Source organism: Mesorhizobium sp. M0698 (assembly GCF_040320455.1).
GTDB lineage: Bacteria > Pseudomonadota > Alphaproteobacteria > Rhizobiales > Rhizobiaceae > Mesorhizobium.
Window position 1 is genome coordinate 444549 of the sequence record NZ_JAMYPQ010000001.1, and the last position, 18991, is coordinate 463539.

Genomic DNA, 18991 nt, shown 5'->3' on the forward strand with positions numbered 1-18991 from the left:
CACATTGGGTCCGCATTGCGGGCGAAGCGGACAACATGGCTTGCCGGGCGTCAATGCTTCGATACGTGCCACGGCAGGCAGAGCCTAGCAGGGTCCCAAGAATCGCAGGATTTCGGCCGCGAGCGCATCCGGTGCTTCCTCAGCCATGTGGTGACCACAGTCCAGGCCCTTCCCCTGCAGTCTCGCCGCCGTCCACGGTCGCCAAACTTCGAGAACATCGCCGTAAAGCTGCTCAAGGTCATCACGCAGCGACCACAGAACCATCATTCAATACGGCGGCCCGCCTCTCGGTCTTCCGCGTCGTGCAGACGGTCTATCGTGATACCTGCCCTATAATCTTCTATCATTCCCTGAATGACCCGCGGATCGTGAACGGCCGCGCTGTAATCGGCATAGGCCTCTGGGCCCATCTGTTCGGCGGAGCCACCATGCCAAGCATCGGGATCGGCATTGATAGCGCGCTCCGGCTTCTCTTGCTGGGCGAAGAAGAACCAATGCCACCACGCGGTTGCAAAGCGTGTATCACATCGTTCAAGCGCTTCGAGGATAGGAACGCCATCGAGCACGATGAGATGTGTCACCGCGGAGGGATGACCCATAGCAGTCCGAAAGGCGGTGTGGCTTCCCCGATCGTGCCCGGCGATTGCGAAGCGATCAAATCCAAGGTGCTGCATCAGGGCGATGTCAACGTTAGCATTGCTAATTGCCGTAGGTTCGGCGCATTTATCAAATGCACTGTCAATCGCCAATTGGCCTAATTGGTCAATCAAGTGTCTGCGCTAACCATATGACAGTTCGCGGTGCTTAGCGTCGTTCGACGCATTGAAATCGACCGACCACGTGTCAAGGGCGATCTCATTGTGGATGGGCCGAGGGCGCACGATGGCGAACCTGTCATCCCGCCAAAGGCGACGGTCCCGATTTCCACGCACTTCATGGTCCCCACTAGGAAGCATCACCTGAAGGCCACGAAACGCTACGATTTCACATTCGTCGATCACAACGGGCATCGGACGCGAAAACGGGGCATCGACTACAAGCCCGAGCGCCAACGCGTCAAGACGACGAAACTCAACTCCGAGGCGATTGCAGAGATCGCTGACCAAGACGAGAAGGCTCTGGCGTCGCTCCTGAAAGAGGAGATTGGGCGCTATGCGCGGCACGGTCGCCAGCATGGCGGGCTGGGGACCATTTCGGCAGTAAAGGGGAACGCGAAGATAAAGTCGATCTACCAGGATTGGTGGGCGTCCGACCGCGCTTCCGAGCGGCAGGACATCGTGGTCGAGAGCGGGCCGAAGATCGTCTCTGAGATTGGCGATGCGATCGTTGAGTACGCCTCAAAGCTTCCCGAAGATCGCTTGGCGAAGTTCCCGTCACTTTTGCTGGACCGCCTCGATAGGGATCGCGAGTATTACGGCGTGTCTTACCTCATCGTATACGCGTTGTGGCGGCTCAACCGGCTCGAAGACGCGCTCCAAACGGTATACGAGCGCTATGAATTCAAGCCTGCTCTCGTCGACAACATATTCCGGCGCTCGTACGTGAACCGGGTGCTCGAAAGGAACCAGCAGTACGGCTACAGCGACGTACTCGGGCTGCTGAATGGCATGCTGAGATACGAGCATCTGCATCTAGTAGAACGCGAGCTGGAGAAGATCGAATGGCTTGCTATGAATACGAGCGAGCACCCATTCCAGATCGCGCAAAAAATCACCTCGATTCGGGCGCTGCGAATAGCAAACCGTGAATGAAGGCTATGCGCGGTGAGCTCATTACGGTGGCGCTGTGGGGGCATTGAGCGATGACTGACGAGAGAGTTTTGCTGACCAAATGGTTCGGCTCTTTGAAGAGCCTGTTGCGGCGATTGGGATGCTGCTCTACGGCGCCTATCTTTACATGAGCAGGAGCAGTTTCCGCCAAGAGATGAACGCGGGCGTATCGAAACCGGACTAGGCTGCTACAACCATTCAAGTGGAAGCGAAGCGGATCGAGGGACAGAGAGAAATCGCACGCTGGCGTGCAAAATCGCGCCTTAGCGTAGAAAAGGCTTTGGCCCCGGGCTGAGCGAAACTGCGAAGCATGAGCTGCCGATCCCTTTCCAATCTACAAATCTACGCCACAGCCTACCATCAAGATCCGCAAGCGTGACCGCGAGCGCGCGGAGCGCGTCCTCTTGGCCGGTGGGCCGAAACCGTCACTCAAGAAAAACGGGCGATCGCACTCGCATGGGAGCGACAAGTGTGCGAACACGCGATCTCACGGACATCGGAATTCCGGCTGCTATCTGGCCCGGATGTGTGACGAGGGCCTGCTCATCAAGATCGGCTATGGCATCTATCGCGCCACAAATCGGAAGGCGGCATAATCGGATCTTGGCTAATCTCCGGAGAATGGCAACGTTTGCAGCGGTTCGATCGCTCGAATGGAAGCTATGGCGAGAAATCGGCGACGCGGCCAGGACATCCATGTCGATTTCAATGATGGACTGGACGGACTGTCCGGAAAAGCTAATAAAAATCAAAGCTTAAGGGGGTTTAAGTTGGCGATGCAGTACCAAATGCAGTACCGCTGAAGCGCAGCCGATGATGTTTTCAGGGTCGTAGGACGGACTTGCCGTTGCGAACGTCGGCGCGACAGGGCACTTACGGAGCCCGTGGTCGCAGAGGTTGCCCGAATGCACATTCGAGACCGGCTGAATCCCAGTCCGCGAGGTCTGCGGCGGCGCGATATGTGCTCTCCAGGACGACCATGAGGCTTGGTTCCGGATCGGTAACTCTGCGGATCGCATACGGCAGCAGGAATTCTCCAAGTCGTAGTGGGCGGCGTCGGCAAAGATCTTCGCCGCCGCGAAGCCTTTTGGTCGGGCGGTGGAGCGGTCGACTTTCCGGCCTTCTATTCCTACGCCTGTCCGAAACCGCTGCTCCTCTGACGCTTCTCCTTCGCACGGAGCTGTCGCAGCCCTCTTGGTGCGCGGACGCGCGGTGCGCACACAACTTGTGGCCCGATAACAGACCCGATAACAGACCCGATAACAGAGTTGACAACTCTCTGCTGGTCAAAAACCTTCAAAGACGCCATCATGCAACAAAAATTGCAAGGATGTGCATCGTGGACGAGAAGGTCGAGGCTCCCAAGGACTATGAGGATCTCATCCGCGTGATACACGACCGGTATGATGGGATGAGCAAGTCGTACCAGAAGATTGCGTTGTACCTCACCCAAAATCCGAATGACGTCGCGGTGCGATCGGTGAACTCGATCGGGGAAGGCAGCGGCGTTCACGCGTCCAGCTTCGTCCGATTTGCCCAAGCATTGGGGTATGAAGGGTTCAAGGACCTGCAGAGCCTCTTCCAGAAACGATTGTCCACCGCGGCTCCCGGCTTCGAAGCCCGCGTCAAGGCGTTGGAGAAGGAACTGGGGGAGCGGACAGATCGCAGCGAGATGGGATTGATGCACGACCTGGTCGTCCGTGACATCGCGTCCCTGAAAGAGATGCTCACCGATCTTCAACCCGAGGATCTGGCAGAAGCCGTTAGCCTGCTCGAGAAGGCCGACGTCATCTATCTGATGGGACAACTTCGCTCGGCACCGGTCGTCGAACTCCTTCGCTATATACTGACCATGCTAGGTAAGCGCTGCGTGCTCCTGGATCCGGGCGGCGGACTGGCCACGCATATGGCCCGCGCGATGCGGAAGACGGACCTGCTGTTTGCGGTGTCGTTCCGCTTCTATGCGAACGAGGTCGTCAATGTTGTGGAAGAAGCCGTGGGGAGAGGTGTACCCATCGTGGCGATCTCGGACAGCACGCTGTCTCCATTGGCCAAGAGCGCGCGCGTTCTGTTCGCCGTACCGGAGCACGAATACACTTTCTCGCGCTCGCTGGCAGCTCCTATGTGTCTTGCGCAGGCTTTGACCGTGGCCTTGGCGGCCAGGCTTCAGAACAACGCAGTCGATCCCCGCATTCCAACGGTTACCGAGCGGTAGGGACTGCGAACCGCGAAACCTGGCCTCATTGTAGCATTTTCGGACCGCCGGCCGTCGATTCTCAATCAGTGTCGGAAGGCGAGAGCGCCATCGCCTTTTCAGGCACGGCCATGGGGCCGGATGCGGCACCGAGGACTGTCTGGTCGTAATCCACCACCGCACCTGTCATGAGCCCGGCATCGTCCGAAACGAGGAAGTTGACGGTGCGGGCGGCCTCGGCCGGATCGACCAGCCGGCCGAAGGGCAGGTTCGCAACGGCTTTCGCTTCCCAATTGGGATCGCCCGTCTCACTCGCCTGCAATTCTCGCTCGTTATCAGACGCCATCCAGCCGACATCCAGCTGGTTGACGCGGATGCGGTTCTTCATGACGGAAAACGCCGTGTTGCGGGTCAGCGTCGCCAGCGCCGCCTTAGTGGCACAGTAAACGTTGATGAAAGGCTGGCCGGCATGTTCCGAGATCGAGCCGATGTTGCAGATGGCGCCTTCAATGCCGTCGCGGATCATGCGGCGGATGGCCTCCTGCATCAGGAAGTAGGGTCCGCGCACGTTGACGGCGAACAGGGCGTCGAAAAGTTCGGGCGAGGTATCGAGGATGGTGCCACGGTCCGTGCGGGCACCGGCGTTCACCAGCACATGTATCTTGCCATAAACGCGCTCGGCCTCCGCCATCACGCTTCGGCAATCCTCGACTTTGCCGAGATCGGCCTTGACAAAGTGGACAGGCACGCCGGTGTCGTGCGTGATCGCCTCGGCCGCGGCACGGCCCTTCGCCTCGTTGCGGCCGAGAGTGACAAGACCGGCAGCGCCGGCTTCCGCCAGCCGGCGCGCAATGGCCGCTCCCAACCCCTGCGTTGAACCCGTGACAACGCAGACCTTTCCATCCATGCGATTCATACTTCAGCTCTCCACAGTGTAGCCAGCCGCGGCCATGACGCGCCGCAATTCCTTATGCCCGATCTTCGCCATTTCGAGTGGCGGACTTTTGACGGGATCCTGCTCGGCTTCAACGACGAACCAGCCTTCGTAACCGTAGGAGGCCAGCCGCTTCACGATCGCCTCGAAGTCGAGCGAGCCGTCACCGGGTACGGTGAAGGCCCCCTTTACCACTGCGTCGAGAAAACTTTCCCGGCTGCGGTCGAGCCCGTCCACGACCGCTTGGCGGATGTCCTTGGTGTGTACATGCGAAATCCGGGCGTGGTGCTTGTCCACCACCCGCAGCACGTCGCCGCCGGCAAAGGCCATATGGCCGGCATCGTAGAGCAGGGGCAGACCCTCGCCGGAATGCTTCATCAGCAGATCGACGTCCTGTTCGCTTTCGATCGGCGCGGCCATGTGGTGGTGGTAGCAAATCGGCATGCCCTGACCCGCGCACCATTCGCCGAAAGTGGTGAGCTTACGGCCGTAGGCCTTGATCTGATCGTCGTCGAGACGCGGGCGCATAGCCAGCGGCGTTCCGCGGTCGCCCTGAATGGTGCGACCCGTCTCGCCATAGACGATGCAGGGCGCGTTGGTCGCCTTGAACAACTCCATCTGCGCGGCGATGCGGTCCTTCTCTTCATCGATATTGCCGACCAGCAAGCGGCCGGAGAACCAGCCGCCACAGACGCTCATGGCATGCTGCCTCAGGATGGGCTCAAGCACCGCCGCGTCCATCGGGAAGCGGCGGCCAGTCTCCATGCCGGTGAAGCCGGCCTGACGGGCCTGCCGCAGGCACTCCTCCAGCGAGACGTCGTCGCTCAGTTCGGGAAGGTCGTCGTTCCACCAGGCGATCGGCGCGATGCCAAGCTTGGCTCTCATCGTCATCTCCAATCATGATTTTCGAATGCTGCTGGCTGCCTGCGCAGCGACAAAAAACTGCCGGAACAATGCTCAGGGAGTTTTGCATCGTTCCGGCAGGGGACGCCCCCGCGCGCCCGAACGGTTCAGACACCCACGCGCTGCTTCTTGCGACCTTCGGTTTGCGCGGCATGCGCGTCGCGGACCTGCTGGCGCCCGCTGATCTCGGGCACGCCGACGTCCCACCATGCATCCCCGGGCGTCCAGCTGAAGGCGTCGGAGACGATGGTAATGACGGTGGTTCGGTCGGTGGTCTTCGCCCATTCGATCGCTTGGCCGAGATCGGCAAGGCTTTCGACACGCCGCGCCAGCGCGCCCATGGCTTCCGCGTGCTTGGCGAAGTCGACCGAGAACGGCTCCTTGACCCGGCAGTCCTTGATAAGGTTATTGAAGGAGGCGCCGCCCTTGGCGTTCTGCAGCCGATTGATCACCGCATAGCCGCCATTGTCGCATACCACGAGAATCATCTTGTGGCCGGCGAGCACCGACGAATAGATGTCGGAGTTCATCATCATGTAGGTGCCGTCGCCGATCATGACGATCGGCGTGCGGGTAGGGTCGGCCATGGCCGCGCCCCAGCCGGCAGAGATTTCATAACCCATGCAGGAGAAGCCGAACTCGCAGTCGAAAGTGTTGGGTTCCTTCACCCGCCAGTTCTTCATCACCTCGCCGGGCAGTCCGCCGGCCGCGGTGATCAGCAGGTCACGCTCGCCCGCCTTGGCGTTCACCACGCCTACGACCTGCGCATAGGTCGGGACCGGCTCGTTGGTCGGCTTCTGGAAGCCGTCAAGCATCGTGTTCCACTTGGCGAACTCGATGCGACCCTTGTCTGTCCAGGCCCTCTCCGCTTTCCAGTCGCCGAGGGCACCTTCGAGTTCGCTCACCGTCTCCAGCGCGTCGCCGACGACGGCGAGCGCCCGGTGCTTGGTGGCATCCCAGCGTGCGGCATTGATCGAGACGAACTTTGCGTCGGCCGAGAAGGCGCTCCAGGATCCGGTGGTGAAGTCCATGAGCCGTGTGCCGACGGCGATGATCACGTCGGCTTCCGCCGCCAGCGCGTTGGCGGAGGTTGAGCCGACGATGCCGATCGGTCCGACATGCGCGGGGTGGTCGTGCGTAACCGTGCCTTTGCCGGCAATCGTCTCCGCGAGCGGGATCCCATGCCTTTTGGCGAAATCGCCAAGAACCTTCTCGGCACCCGAATAACGCACGCCACCACCCGAGATGATCAGCGGCCGCTTTGCGCCTTTGAGGAGGCGCGTCGCTTCGGCGAGCCGGCTGCGATCGGGCCGGGGGCGTGGCACCTCATTCACCGTCTGTTCGAAGAAGGCTTCGGGATAATCCCAGGCGATCTCCTGCACATCCTGCGGCAAAGCGATGAAGGCAGGCCCGCAATCGGCCGGATCAAGCAGCACCGCAACCGCCTGCGGCAACGACGAGATGATCTGCTCGGGATGGACGATGCGGTCCCAGTAGCGCGTGACCGCCTTAAAGGCGTCATTGACGTTGATGGTCGGGTCGCCGAAGTGCTCGACCTGCTGCATGACCGGATCGGGCCGGCGACTGACGAAGGTGTCGCCTGAGAGCATCAGCACCGGCAGCCGGTTCGAATGGGCGACACCCGCCGCCGTCACCATGTTCAGCGCACCCGGACCGATCGAGGTCGCCGCAACCATGATCTGGCGCCGGCGCTTCGCCTTTGCAAAGCCGATCGCTGCAAGCGCCATCGACTGCTCATTCTGGCCGCGCCAGGTCGGCAGCACGTGCTTCACCGCCTCGAGTGCTTCAGAAAGGCACGTCACGTTGCCGTGCCCGAAGATGGCGAAGACTCCCGGAAAAAGCGGAACTTTCTCGCCGTCGACGACCGTGAACTGGTTGCACAGATAGCGCACGAGCGCCTGTGCCATGGTCAGACGGACGGTGGCCCTGGTCATCTTTGTCTCCTCCCTAACGACGGTCTTTCCAAATCTATATGGAATGCCCATTGACAAATCAATATGTTTGCAACGATCATTGCAAAAATTCAAACCGGGAGGACTTCTTGCTCAGGATAGCTGTGCTCGGCTGCGGTCGGATTGGCAGGATGCATGCGGCAAACATCGCCGCACATCCTCGTGCGGAACTAGCCACCGTCTATGACATCGACGAATCGTCCGCGGAGACTGTCGCGGCGCGGCACGGCGTTCGCGCTTCGGGATCCGCGGACGAGGTATTTGCCTCGGCAGATGTAGATGCGGTCCTTGTCGCGACGGTGACTGACACGCATGCCGACTACATCGAAAAGGCGGTGGCCGCTGGCAAACCCGTGCTCTGCGAGAAGCCGATCGATCTCAGCCTGGAAAGGGTGAACCGTTGCGCCGAAGCAATTTTGTCCAAGGGCGTGCCGGTCCAGATCGGTTTCAACCGGCGTTTCGATCCCGGTCATCGTGCGGCGTGGAACGCCGTACGATCCGGCGAGATCGGCGAATTGCACCAGGTTATTATCACCTCGCGTGATCCTGGCATGCCGCCCCGTTCCTACTACGAGGTCGCGGGCGGGCTTTTTCGCGACATGACGATCCACGATTTCGACCTCGCCCGCTTCATGCTGGGAGAGGAGCCGGAGGAGGTGTTCGCCATCGGTGGCCGGCTGATCGACCCGGCCATGATGGCGGAGCTGAACGACTACGACAGCGTCATGGTCGTGATGCGGACCAAAAGCGGCAAGCAGTGCCACATCAACAACTCCCGAACCTCCACTTATGGCTACGACCAGCGCGTCGAGTTGCTGGGCAGCACCGGCATGGTGATCAGCGGCAACAGGAAGCCTCACGAACTGCGCCGCTACTCGGTCGCGCAAACCGAAGCCGCCGCGCCTTATCTCGACTTCTTCATCGAGCGATACCGCGAAGCGTTCGATGCCGAGATCGACGCCTTCGTCACCTGCGTCGAGAAGGCCGAGCCGCCGCTGGTCGGTTTCGAGGACGGGCGCCGCGCTCTGGTCTTGGCCGAAGCGGCGATGAAATCGGCGGTCGAAGGCCGCTTCGTGAAGGTCAGCGAGATCGGATAAGCCATGTACGCGAACTACGGACTGTTCATCGACGGGAAGTGGCGCAAGGCATCCGACGGCGGGACGGCGCCGGTGACGAGCCCGGTGACGGAAAAGCCGCTGGGCGAGGCTCCGGTCGCCACCCGCGCGGACACGGAAGAGGCGCTGGTTAGCGCCGCCCGTGGGTTTCCCGCATGGAAATCCAAGGGTGGTTTTGAGCGCGCGTCCGCCCTGCATGCTATCGCGGACGAGATGATCCGCCGCAAGGACGAAGCCGCGCGGATGATCTCCAGCGAGACCGGCAAACCTATTGCCCAGTCCGAGCGCGAATGGGGGCTGGCGGTCGATCAGTTCCGCTGGTACGCCGAGGAGGCCCGCCGGATCTATGGGCGCGTCATCGAATCGCGCGTGCCCGGCGGTCGTTTCGAAGTTCTGCACGAGCCTGTCGGGATCGCAGCCGCCTTCACCGCCTGGAACTTTCCGGCGGCACTGGTCGCCCGCAAGGTGGCGCCGGCGCTTGGCGCTGGCTGCTCGACCATCGTCCGGCCGTCAAGTCAGACGCCCGGGACGGCGATGCTGATGGTCGACTGCATCCGCGCCTGCAATCTTCCTGCCGGCACCGTCAGCCTGGTCGTTGGGCCCACGAGCACGACCTATGCGCCGATCATGGCTTCGCCGGCGGTGCGCAAGGTGTCCCTCACCGGCTCGACCCGCGTCGGCCAGCAGATGATCCGCGATGCTGCCGACACGGTGAAGAAGGTGTCTATGGAGCTTGGCGGCAACGCGCCCCTGATCGTCTTCGACGACGCCGATCTGGATGCCGCGCTCAACGTCTCCGTGCCGACCAAATACGCCAATTCCGGCCAGGTCTGCGTCACACCGGATCGTTTCTTCGTCCACGAAAGCCTGCACGACGCCTTCGTCGAGGGCTTTGTGCAACGCGCCAAAGCGTTGAAACTGGGCGACGGGCTCGACCCATCCGTGCAGATGGGCCCGCTCATCAATGCCGGCCGGCTTTCCGAGATCGAAGACATCGTGTCCGACGCTATGAAAGCCGGTGCGAAGCTCGTCGCGGGTGGCCATCGGGTTGCGGCGTTCAATGCCGGCCATTTTCATGAGCCCACGGTCCTGACCGATGTTGCCGACGACATGAGGGTCTTTGCCGAGGAGAATTTCGGGCCGATCGCGGCGATCACCCGGTTTTCCTCGGATGAGGAGGCGCTGGAGCGGGCGAATGCTTCGCCAATGGGATTGTCGGCCTATGCCTTCACGTCGAGCCCGAAGCGTGCGCGCCGCACGGTAGCCGAGCTGAAGGCAGGCATGGTGGGCATCAACAGCTTCGCTCTCGCCGCATCGGAAGCGCCGTTCGGCGGCACGAAATATTCCGGAATGGGTCGCGAAGGCGGCAGCGAAGGTATCGGTGACTACCTCGACACCAAGCTTGCGCAGATTGTGTTCTGAGGAGGCCGCCTTGATCAAGAACGAGCTCAAGCAGATCTGGGCCGAAGGGCGGCCCACGATCAATGGCTGGCTTTCGATCGGCAGTCCATTCACCGCCGAGATCATGGCCGCGCAGGGCTATGACAGCGTGAGCATCGATGTCCAGCACGGCGCGCTCGACTATTCGATGCTGCTTCCGATGTTCCAGGCGATGCGTGCATCCAGGGTGGTGCCCATGGCGCGCGTGCCGTGGCTGGAGCCGGGCATCATCATGAAGGTGCTGGATGCCGGCGCCTATGGCGTGATCTGTCCCATGATCAACACACCGGAACAGGCGGCTCAGCTCGTCAGCTACCTGCGCTATCCGCCGGCCGGCCAGCGCAGTTTTGGGCCGACGCGTGCCAACTTCTCGGCAGGTGCCAACTACGCGGCCGAAGCCAATGACGAGATCCTGGCTTTCGCCATGGTCGAGACCGCCGAGGCGATGCGCAATCTCGATGCGATCGCCGCAACGCCAGGGCTCGACGGCATCTATGTCGGTCCCGCAGACCTGACCTTCAGCCTGCACCAGGGGCGTCTCGCGCCGTCCTTCGATCGCGAGGAGCCTGACATGATCGCCGCTCTGCGGACGATCGTTGCAGCCTGCAAGAGGAACGGCAAACGCGCCGCGCTCCATTGCGGCACGGCCGACTACGCCGCACGTGCCATCGAATGGGGTTTCGACATGACCACCGTGTCAGGCGACTCCCGCCTGCTCGCAGCAGCGGCCCAGGCGTGTGTTGCCCGCTTTCGCGAATTGACCGGCGCGAAGCCCGCCTCTCTTGAAGCCGGCAAGGGAGGCTATTGATGCCGCACGTTCTGGTCGCCGGAAAACTTCATCCGAGCGGCATCGAACTTCTCGATGCGTCGCCCGGCGTCACCTACGACTATGTCGAAGATGTCTCCGAACCAAGCTACGCACCTCTGATCGGCAAGGCCGATGGCCTCGTCATTCGCACCCAGCCCTTGTCGGCTCCGACCGTCGCACGCGCCGAGAGGTTGAAGATCGTCTCGCGCCATGGCGTCGGCTACGACGCTGTGGATCTGCCTTCTCTCAACGAACGTGGTATCGCGCTGGCGATAGTCGGCGATGTGAACTCGGTGTCGGTGGCCGAGCACGCCATGATGCTGTTGCTGGCGGCAACCAAGCGGCTGATCCGAGCGGATCGTTCGGTGCGCGGTAACGAATGGGGTTGGCGCAACCGGCTGGAGCCAAGCGAACTCTCGGGCAAGCGGCTTCTGATCCTCGGGTTCGGCCGGATCGGCCGCCACCTGGCGCGCATGGCGGCGGCATTCGGCATGGACGTGCGTGCCTATGATCCATTCCTTGAGAGGCAAGGCTGGCCGGAGGGGCCGGTCGCGCCGGTGAGCGATTTGCAAACGGGACTCGCCTGGGCCGATGCGATCTCCGTCAACGTACCCAAGGCCGAGCGCCCGGTGATCGGCCCCGTGGAACTCTCGGCGATGAAACCGACTGCTGTTCTCATCAACACAGCGCGGGGCGGCATCGTCGACGAGGCGGCGCTGATCGCGGCGCTGCGAGCGGGGCGCATCGCAGCGGCCGGTATCGACGTCTTCGACGATGAACCACCCGCCGCGGACCATCCGCTCTTCGGCTTCGACCAGGTGATTCTGACGCCGCACATTGCCGGGCTCACCGCCGAGTGCGGCGAGCGCATGGCAATCTCGTCCGTGCAGAACGTGCTCGATTTTTTCGCCGGGCGGATCGACTCAGCGCTGGTGGTAAACGGAGCCGAGTTGAATGGCCGGTGAAAAACCTCAACTCAGAATCGGCCTGATCGGCACCGGCTTCATGGGCAAGACCCATGTGTTCGGCTTTGCTGCCGCACAACGTGTCTTCGATCTTCCCTACGAACTGGTGCTCCACACGGTTGCGGACAGAACCGAGGACCTCGCCGCGCAGGCGGCGCAGGCCTTGGGGTTCGCGCGGGCGAGCGGGGACTGGAGGCGTCTGGTCGAGGACCCGGAGATCGATATGATCGATATCACGGCGCCGAACGGCTTCCACAAGGAGATGGCGCTCGCCGCCATTGCCGCCGGCAAGCACGTCTATTGCGAGAAGCCGCTGGCGCCCCTTGCGGCGGATGCCCGACGGATGGCCGAGGCGGCGGAAGCGGCCGGCGTCAGGACGCAGGTCGGGTTCAATTATCTCTGCAACCCGCTGCTCGCGCTGGCGCGGCAGATGATCCGCGCGGGCGAGTTGGGCGAGATCCGCAGCTATCGCGGCATTCACGCCGAGGACTACATGGCGGATGCGGAAAGCCCATTTACCTTCCGGCACGATCCTGTCGGCGGTGGCGCATTGGCGGATCTGGGCAGCCATGCTCTGGCCACGGCGGAGTTTCTGCTTGGCTCGGTGGAACGGGTCCTCGGCGATTCCGTCACCGTCATAGCGAGCCGTCCGGATGGCCGAGGCGGGCGCCGGACCATCGAGGTCGACGACATCGGTCGCGCATTTCTGCGTTTTGCCAATGGTGCATCCGGCAGCATCGAAGCGAGCTGGGTCGCCACCGGCCGCAAGATGCAGCACGATTTCGAGGTTTATGGCACCAAGGGGGCGCTCGTCTTCAGCCAGGAGCGCTTCAACGAGCTGCATTTCTACAGCACGGCCGATCCCGGCGGCCGGCGTGGCTTTCGGCGCATCGAGGCCGGTCCGGATCACGATCCCTATGGACTCTTCTGCGTCGCATCAGGCCATCAGCTCGGCTTCAACGATCTGAAGGCTATCGAGATTGCGCGGTTCGTCGATGCGATCGCCGGGAAGCGAGACGAGTCTTTCGGCTTCCGGGCCGGCCAACGCATCCAGGAACTCGTGGAGGCAATTCAGGGCTCGGCCCGGGAGAGCAAGTGGCTGCGAACAGACTGATGCGAGGGAGAGTTGGTCGCCGCCCCGCATGCGTCTGAAATAAACATTGCATGTTTGTACATTTTGCAATATAGATTGCAGCCGGAGAGAGGTACGTCGGCTGAGTGCTCAAGTCGACGTCGCACAGGGAGGAGAATGTGTCTGTGCTGGACGTACGAAGCGTCTCGAAAAGCTTTGGTGCTATCCGCGCCTTGTCAGATGTTAGCTTCGCGGTTGCTGCCGGCGAGGTGGTTGGCCTGATGGGCGACAACGGTGCCGGGAAATCGACCATGGTGAAGCTGATTGCGGGGAACTTCCCACCCTCCGACGGCGAAATCGCGGTGGACGGCAAGGTTTGCCATTTCCACAAGCCGATCGAGGCACGGGGCGAAGGGATCGAGGTCGTCTATCAAGATCTGGCCTTGGCCGACAATCTGACGGCCGCCCAAAATGTCTTTCTCGGCCGCGAGATTAAGAAGGGGTTTTGGCCGCTCCGCGTGCTCGACAAGCAGGCGATGATCAACCGCTCGGCAAAACTGTTCGCGGAGCTGAAGTCGGAGACGCGGCCGCGCGATCTGGTCAAAAAAATGTCAGGCGGCCAGCGGCAGGCGGTCGCCATTGCCCGCACCCGGCTATCCAACTCCAAGCTCGTGCTGATGGATGAGCCGACCGCGGCGATTTCGGTCCGCCAGGTAGCCGAGGTGCTGGAGCTGATCCGGCGGCTCAAATCGCAAAATGTGTCGGTAATGCTGATCAGCCACCGCATGCCCGATGTGTTCGCGGTCTGCGACCGCATCATCGTGCTGAGACGCGGCTCGAAAGTGGCCGACAAGGCGACGGAGAAGACATCGCCGGAGGAGATCACCGGCCTAATTACGGGAGCGATCCGTGATGCATAGCCAGAGCGACATGCTGAAGGAAGGCCATGCGTCCATCGGTGATGTGGTCGGCATAATAGAGCAGAGCGTTTTCCAGAAGATGATCGCCAGCCAGGCCTTCTGGGTCGCGATCGCGCTTTTCGTGTTGGTGGTCTTCATGACGTGGCTGGAGCCCAGCTTCGGCACGGTCGACAACGTTACCAACACCACCCGCAATTTTGCACCTATCGCCATCATGGGGCTGGGCATGACGGTGGTGCTGATCACCGGCGGCATCGATCTGTCGGTCGGCTCGGTGATGGGGCTGGTCGCGATCGTCGCCGGCCTGCTGCTCACTTGGCACCAGCCTTGGTATGTGGCGTTTGGCGCGGGTCTGCTCGCAGGCATCGCCTGCGGAGCCTTTAACGGTTTCTTCGTGGCCTATATCGGCATGCCGTCCTTCGTGGTGACGCTAGGCATGCTGTCGATCGCGCGCTCGCTGGCGGTCGTGCTGTCCGGCAACCAGATGCTTTACCAGTTCGGACCCGATGCGCCGATCGTCAAGGCCATCGGCCAGGCCAAATGGCCGAGGCACACGCCTGACGGCTGGGTGCCTCATTGGATCCCGGAACTGTCCTCGCAGTTCTGGGTGATGGTGATCCTCGCGCTCATCGTCGGCTCCGTCTTCATTTTCACCGCCTGGGCGCGCCACCTCTTCGCGATCGGCGGCAACGAGAACGCCTCGCGGATGACCGGCGTCCCCGTCGACTGGATCAAATTCCAGGCCTATGTCTTCTGCGCATTTACCGCATCGATCGCGTCCCTGCTGCTGCTCGGCTACAGCGGCTCGGCCATCAACGCGATGGGAACCGGCTACGAGTTGAGGGTGATCGCCGGCACCGTCATCGGGGGGGCCAGCCTGATGGGCGGCTACGGAACCGCGTTTGGCGCTGTGATCGGTTCGGCCTTCCTCGAGGTCATCCGCAACGCGCTGCTGATGGCCGGGATCGATTCGAACTGGCAGGGCGCCTTTGTCGGGGCCTTCATCATTCTTGCCGTGCTTCTCGGCATGCAGACCTCGGGCAAGTCGCTGCGGGCGACGCTGGAGGGTATGTTTACCTGGAAGCGCAAATAGAATCCGGCGGCCGCAAGCCGTCGGGGATAGTGGACGTCAAAACAAAGTGGAGGAACAGGTGAAAAAATACATTCTGACGGCGGCCGTGGCGTTTTCCGCGCTGATGGCAGGGCAGGCCTATGCCCAGCAGAAATACGTCTTCGCCCTTGTGCCGAAGAACATGAACAATCCTTTCTTCGACCAGGCTCGTGACGGCTGCAAGAAGGCCGAAGCCGAATCCAGCGGCGCGATCGAATGCATGTATATCGGCCCCGGCGAGCATGGCGGCGGCGAGGAGCAGGTGCAGATCGTGCAGGACCTGGTGGCCAAGAAGGTCGACGGCATCGCCGTCGCCCCGTCGAACGCCGCGGCAATGGCCGTCGCGCTTCAGGCCGCCAAGGAAGCGGGCATTCCCGTGCTTACCTGGGACTCGGATGTGCTACCGGAGAACAAGGACCTGCGTGTCGCCTATATCGGCACGCACAATTACGAAATTGGCGTCAACCTCGCCAAGATCGTGCAGACCATCAAGCCGAAAGGCGGCACCATCTGTATCCAGTCGGGCGGAGCTGCCGCGGCCAACCACAATGAGCGCATGAAGGGTATACGCGATACGCTGGCCGGCAAGGAGTCGGCCGCCTCGCCAGGTGATGCCCTGACCGGCCAGAACGGCTGGACGGAAGCACCGGGCTGCCCTCTCTATACCAACGACGACTTCCCTCTGTCGGTTCAGCAGTTCCAGGACTTCATGGCGAAGACGCCAAACCTCGACGCCTTCGTGCCGACAGGCGGCTTTCCGCAATTCATACCGGATGCGAATCGCGCTGCGGTCGAGCCGTACAAGGATAAGATCGCCAAGAAGGAGCTGGCTCTGGTCGTCGCCGACACGCTGCCGGTGCAGATGGACCAGATGAAGGAAGGCCTGTCGCTCGGCCAGGTCGGACAGCGGCCGTTCGAAATGGGCTACAAGACCATGCTGGCGCTGAAGGACATCAAGGACGGCAAGCCCGCGCCGGCCGACCCGACCTACACCGGTCTCGACGTCTGCACCCCCGAAACCGCCGACACCTGCATCGGAAAGTAGGCGGGGGGCGCAACTCTGCGGCGGGCGAGGGATGACTCTTGCCCGCCTTTGCCCCTGAGAGGCGACAACAGACCCATCGAGCGACTGGCTCAAATCGACCGCTGCCGTCAGGCCTCAGAGACGCTCCGCTGGCCACGGCGTGACCATTTTTAGACGAGTGCCGGGAGTGATCCCATTCGGGAGGAGCAATTGAGAAAGATACGATATGCCGTGGTGGGCGCGGGCTGGATCACACAGGAAGCCTTTATGCCCGGTGTGTCCCAGACCGGAAACTCGACAATCACGGCGATCGTCAGCGGCTCGGCCAAAAACGCCGCCAAGCTCGCCGAATTCTACGGCGTGGAACACGTCTTCAGCTATGAGCAGTACGACCAGATGCTCGCATCGGACGTCGCCGATGCAGTTTACGTGGCATTGCCGAACTCCATGCATGCCGACTATGCGATCCGAGCCCTGAGAGCCGGCAAGCACGCGCTCGTTGAGAAGCCGCTGGCCACGACCGAGGCGGAATGCGAGGCGATGATCGCCGCCGCCAATGAGAGCGGAGCGTACCTGATGACGGCGTATCGGCTGCACAACGAGCCCGGCACTGTCGAGGTCCTGGAGCGCATCCGCAGCGGTGAGATCGGCGATCCCCGCATCTTTGCCGCGGTCTTCTCCTTCGTAGCGTCGTCCGACAATCACCGCCTCAAGGCCGCCTATTGGGGCGGTCCCTTGCAGGACATCGGCGTCTACTGCCTGAATGCCGCGCGCCATATCTTTGCCACTGAGCCGATCGAGGCAGTCGCGGTAAGGAGTTTCGGCAGCGCCTCAGTCGGGGAGGTAGAGGAAAGCATTGCCGTGACGTTGCGCTTCCCCGAGGGCCGGCTTGCGCAGTTCATTGCCAGCTTCGGCGCGGACAATTCGGATTTTTACCACGTGGCCGGAACGAAGGGGAGCGTAACGGCCGACCCTGGCTTCCGTTTCGAGACTGCCGTGCAAATGAAGCTTCGGCATGGCGACATCAGAACCGAAAAGGCGTTCCCGCAGACAGACCATTTCGCCGGACAGACCGCGTACTGCATCCTGAATGCACAACCGCCTGAAGCCGACGGTGGAGAAGGATTTGCCGACGTGCGCGCCCTGCTTGCCATTGAGCGCGCCGCCAGCACCGGTCAGCCTCAGAAGATAGACACGCCGGCACGGCAGGTTCATCCTACTGCGGATATGATCCGCATCTTGCCTACAACGGACCAGCGGCTGCTTCTCTGACGCGCTTTCGCCCGCGGAGCCGGCCAGGATTCATTGCGAGAAGCGTCTCACGAAACGGCATCGCGTACCGCGTTGTACGGTGCAACCGTTCATGCGGAGGCAGTCACGATCTTGTTTCCGAACGTGCTCGACGGGCTGCGCTGGGTGAAATTCATCCAGGCGGCCGCCGACTCGCACGAGGCCGGAAAAGCCCGGACAACCGGCTGGCTTGACTGAACGCATTGGAATAATACGGAGGTCAACTTGAGTATACGCGTTGGAATTATCGGCGTAGGGGTAATGGGTGCGGATCACGCGCGGATGCTCGCATCACCTCAAGCCCGGCTTGCCGCCCGACGGGAGCATTCCGCGCCCATCATCGCTGCCCTGAAACCATGGTTCGAAAAGCAGCTATCGATGATCTCCTCCGGCTCTGGCCTGGCCGAAGACATCCGGCATGGGCTCGGCCACTGGCAAGGCCTGACCCGCTTCCTGGACGATGGCCGCCTGGAACTCGACACCAACCCGGTTGAAAACGCGATCAGGCCAGTATGCCTGACCAGAAAAAAATGCCCTGTTTGCAGGTCACGAAGTCGGGGCCGAAAATTGGGCGCTGCTCGCCTCCATCGTGGCCACCTGCAGGCTCAACGACGTCAACCCGGTCGCCTACCTCGCCGAAACCCTCGACGCCATCATCAACGGCCATCCGCAAACCCAGATCGAGGAACTCATGCCCTGGCGATTCCGAAAAACGTCAAGCCCAAATCCACAGGCGATCCGCGAGGCGCTCACCCTAAGTTTTATCATTGACGGTCTGACTTGACGTCTGGCCCGAGGGCGGCGTTCGCTACTATTCCGAAACTTAAGGTTTCGCCCTACCGCGTAATTGGGGTCGGCTGTCTTAAGAGGGCCGCTGCCCACGGTGCCTACTTCTTAACGCATTGGCGGACTGGTGCGGCCGAGCAAACTTCGCCCACGCCGCAGTCCAGGTCGCGTGAACAAGGTTTCGGCATTTGCGGTGGCTCCAGCGTGACGAAGGGCGTCCTCGGCTCTTCCCCCGGTCTCGCCGTTCTCGGGAGGAAGGCGCCGGGATCACCGAGCGACTTCACATATCGATAGAATGACCGAATGTCGCTCTCCGGCATGACGCGAACGTTGTACCAAGGCATCGGCGGCAATGTGCGAAGTGTCTTGATGTAGGTTACATACCCGTCTTCGCTAAGGTCTTGCGCGCTCCATCTCAGATTGCTTGCATACGTTGTGCCCCACGGCCCCCGCCAACCTATTACTTTCCCTCTCAATGCCTTGGTGGGGTCGAGTGCGCCTTCGGCTTCCCTGTAGCCGTCAGTATGGCAGTCGTGACAGCTGCTGATGATGGAAACCAGCCGTCCTCTCTCGACAGACACCTCCTCTGCCGCAAACGCTGCCCCCGATGCTGTCAATATTGCTGAGCCAACCAGGAGCTTAATGAAGTGCATGGTAGCCTCCAGCGCCCTCACACCGCTCGCTCAA

At 61.7% G+C, this 18991-nt stretch carries 16 protein-coding genes and 1 pseudogene; 12 read left to right on the plus strand and 5 right to left on the minus strand.

Annotation, left to right across the window (positions count from 1 at the left end):
* Positions 1–263: 263 nt before the first annotated feature.
* Positions 264–770, minus strand: a complete 507-nt coding sequence (locus NKI16_RS02265) for an alpha/beta fold hydrolase family protein (RefSeq protein WP_156937336.1) — start codon at positions 768–770, stop codon at positions 264–266.
* Positions 771–800: 30 nt separating this feature from the next.
* On the opposite strand from NKI16_RS02265, the gene NKI16_RS02270 reads away from it, so the two are divergent.
* Entirely contained in the window at positions 801–1751 is a 951-nt protein-coding gene (locus NKI16_RS02270) for a hypothetical protein (RefSeq protein ID WP_156937335.1), read from the plus strand.
* Between the two features lie 891 nt (positions 1752–2642).
* Here the strand turns inward: NKI16_RS02270 and NKI16_RS02275 are convergent.
* A complete protein-coding gene (locus tag NKI16_RS02275; protein WP_245274694.1) occupies positions 2643–2750 on the minus strand; it encodes a hypothetical protein in 108 nt (35 codons plus the stop codon).
* Positions 2751–3108: 358 nt separating this feature from the next.
* On the opposite strand from NKI16_RS02275, the gene NKI16_RS02280 reads away from it, so the two are divergent.
* A complete protein-coding gene (locus tag NKI16_RS02280; protein ID WP_245274693.1) occupies positions 3109–3984 on the plus strand; it encodes a MurR/RpiR family transcriptional regulator in 876 nt (291 codons plus the stop codon).
* 61 nt (positions 3985–4045) lie between these two features.
* Here NKI16_RS02280 and NKI16_RS02285 read toward each other — a convergent pair whose 3' ends face one another.
* The 3 genes from NKI16_RS02285 to iolD all read right to left on the minus strand — a co-directional run bounded on the left by NKI16_RS02285 (position 4046) and on the right by iolD (position 7755).
* Entirely contained in the window at positions 4046–4879 is an 834-nt protein-coding gene (locus NKI16_RS02285; protein ID WP_023676598.1) for an SDR family oxidoreductase, read from the minus strand.
* Between the two features lie 3 nt (positions 4880–4882).
* Entirely contained in the window at positions 4883–5782 is a 900-nt protein-coding gene (iolE, locus tag NKI16_RS02290; protein ID WP_352568990.1) for a myo-inosose-2 dehydratase, read from the minus strand.
* Between the two features lie 125 nt (positions 5783–5907).
* Positions 5908–7755 carry a 3D-(3,5/4)-trihydroxycyclohexane-1,2-dione acylhydrolase (decyclizing) gene (gene iolD, locus NKI16_RS02295; protein ID WP_352568989.1) on the minus strand — a complete coding sequence of 616 codons (1848 nt, stop codon included), beginning with the start codon at positions 7753–7755 and terminating at the stop codon, positions 5908–5910.
* A 107-nt stretch (positions 7756–7862) separates the two neighbouring features.
* On the opposite strand from iolD, the gene iolG reads away from it, so the two are divergent.
* The 10 genes and pseudogenes from iolG to NKI16_RS34035 form a co-directional block, all read left to right on the plus strand.
* The gene (gene iolG, locus NKI16_RS02300; protein WP_352568988.1) at positions 7863–8870 is read left to right on the plus strand and encodes an inositol 2-dehydrogenase; all 1008 of its coding nucleotides are present in this window, start codon (positions 7863–7865) and stop codon (positions 8868–8870) included.
* A 3-nt stretch (positions 8871–8873) separates the two neighbouring features.
* Positions 8874–10310, plus strand: coding sequence for an NAD-dependent succinate-semialdehyde dehydrogenase (locus NKI16_RS02305; protein ID WP_352568987.1), 1437 nt, complete (start codon positions 8874–8876; stop codon positions 10308–10310).
* A 10-nt stretch (positions 10311–10320) separates the two neighbouring features.
* The gene (locus NKI16_RS02310) at positions 10321–11136 is read left to right on the plus strand and encodes an HpcH/HpaI aldolase family protein (protein WP_023676593.1); all 816 of its coding nucleotides are present in this window, start codon (positions 10321–10323) and stop codon (positions 11134–11136) included.
* Complete coding sequence (locus NKI16_RS02315; RefSeq protein ID WP_352568986.1) at positions 11136–12101, plus strand: hydroxyacid dehydrogenase; 966 nt, start codon at positions 11136–11138, stop codon at positions 12099–12101. Before NKI16_RS02310 ends, NKI16_RS02315 begins: the two co-directional genes overlap by 1 nt.
* Positions 12091–13215 carry a Gfo/Idh/MocA family protein gene (locus NKI16_RS02320; protein WP_352568985.1) on the plus strand — a complete coding sequence of 375 codons (1125 nt, stop codon included), beginning with the start codon at positions 12091–12093 and terminating at the stop codon, positions 13213–13215. Before NKI16_RS02315 ends, NKI16_RS02320 begins: the two co-directional genes overlap by 11 nt.
* Before the next feature lie 137 nt (positions 13216–13352).
* Entirely contained in the window at positions 13353–14093 is a 741-nt protein-coding gene (locus NKI16_RS02325; protein ID WP_352449986.1) for an ATP-binding cassette domain-containing protein, read from the plus strand.
* Positions 14086–15186, plus strand: a complete 1101-nt coding sequence (locus tag NKI16_RS02330) for an ABC transporter permease (protein WP_156937342.1) — start codon at positions 14086–14088, stop codon at positions 15184–15186. Before NKI16_RS02325 ends, NKI16_RS02330 begins: the two co-directional genes overlap by 8 nt.
* Before the next feature lie 58 nt (positions 15187–15244).
* Entirely contained in the window at positions 15245–16249 is a 1005-nt protein-coding gene (locus tag NKI16_RS02335) for a substrate-binding domain-containing protein (protein WP_023676588.1), read from the plus strand.
* A gap of 210 nt (positions 16250–16459) precedes the next feature.
* Positions 16460–17500: a Gfo/Idh/MocA family protein gene (locus NKI16_RS02340; RefSeq protein WP_352784752.1), complete on the plus strand. Its 1041-nt coding sequence runs from the start codon at positions 16460–16462 to the stop codon at positions 17498–17500.
* A gap of 306 nt (positions 17501–17806) precedes the next feature.
* Positions 17807–18302, plus strand: a pseudogene (locus NKI16_RS34035) (IS66 family transposase); the annotation flags it as partial.
* Between the last annotated feature and the right edge of the window lie 689 nt (positions 18303–18991).